Source organism: Streptomyces sp. NPDC021012 (assembly GCF_044333355.1).
In the GTDB taxonomy this organism is placed as follows: Bacteria; Actinomycetota; Actinomycetes; order Streptomycetales; family Streptomycetaceae; genus Streptomyces.
Genome location: NZ_JBIRQU010000037.1, coordinates 1 through 1419 on the forward strand (window position 1 = coordinate 1; position 1419 = coordinate 1419).

A 1419-nucleotide genomic window follows, 5' to 3' on the forward strand; every position below is an offset into this window, starting at 1 on the left:
CTAGTAGTGCTTCGTTACGTCGGGTGATCTTGCCTGGTGGTGGGCATCTTCCGGCTATGAAGTTGGGGGAGGTGGAACGGCTCCGGGGTGAAGTGTCGGAGTTCGTTGCCGATGTGTTCGCCTCGCTTCCGCGGCGGGATCAGCGGCGGTGGGGCGGGTGTTATCTGCGGGGTCTGATGCTGGACGGGCGGCGCAAGTCGGTCCAGCCGATGGCCGAGCGGCTGCCGGACGGGAACATGCAGGCCCTGCAGCAGTTCGTGAACCAGTCGCCGTGGGATCCGCTGCCGGTGAGGCGGCGGATCGCCGAACGGCTGAGCGAGGCGATCAGCCCGGAGGTGTGGGTGATCGACGACGTGTCGTTCCCCAAGTGCGGCACCGCTTCGGTCGGGGTGGCCCGGCAGTACTGCGGAGCGCTGGGGAAACGGGCGAACTGCCAGGTCGCGGTCAGTGTCCACACCGCCACCGACACCGCGTCCTGCCCGCTGGACTGGCAGTTGTATCTGCCGCGGGAGTGGACGGACGAGCCGGTCCGCTGCCATCGGGCCGGGGTGCCGGAAGAAGCCGTTGCCCATCAGGAGAAGTGGCGTCTGGCGCTCGGTCTGCTCGACACGCTCGCCGGCTGGGAACTGGAGGCGCCGGTGGTGGTCGCCGACGCGGGCTACGGCGTCAGCACCCCGTTCCGGATGGGCCTGGAGGAACGCGGACTGTCCTATGTCCTCGCGCTGACCGGCAAAGAAGTCGCCCATGCCGAACAGGCCCGGCCGCACCGGCCCGTCTATGGCGGGCTCGGACCGCCGACCCTGCCCCGCTACCGCACCCCGCCCCGAGCCGTCCGTGCCTTCGCGGAGGAAACCGGCACGGAACAGTTCACCGAGGTCACCTGGCGACAGGGCAGCAAAGGCGCGATGACCTCACGGTTCACTGTCCTGAGGGTCCGGCCGGCGGGCAAGCAGTCCCTGGCCGCGGCCCAGCAGGCGGGCGGCGGCCGCAACCGATGGGACGGTGTCCTGCCCGCCCGCACCCTTCTGGTCGAGTGGCCACACGGCCAGGACACGCCGACGGGCTACTGGATATCGAACCTGCCCGCCACCACACCGGCCGAGGACCTCGTCAAGTGGGCGAAGATGCGCTGGCGCATCGAGCACGACTACCGCGAGCTCAAACACGGCCTGGGCCTGGACCACTTCGAGGGCCGCACCTGGCGCGGCTGGCACCACCACGTCACCCTCGTCACCGCCGCCCAGGCCTTCCTCACCCTGCGGCGGCTCGACCCAAAAGCCCCCACGCCGGCCTGACCCTCTACCAGGTCCTCGACGCCCTCCAGGACCTGCTGCAGTGCTGGACCGGCACCTGCACCACCTGCGGCCGACCCCTGCCCCGCAACAGAACCAGACGAAGAACCTAACGAAGCACTACTAG

General features: G+C 69.4%; 1 protein-coding gene. It reads left to right on the forward strand.

The features are described 5' to 3' along the window. Nucleotides 1–56 precede the first annotated feature (56 nt). Complete coding sequence (locus tag ACH4TP_RS40340; protein ID WP_398440721.1) at nucleotides 57–1295, forward strand: IS701 family transposase; 1239 nt, start codon at nucleotides 57–59, stop codon at nucleotides 1293–1295. Nucleotides 1296–1419: the final 124 nt, after the last annotated feature.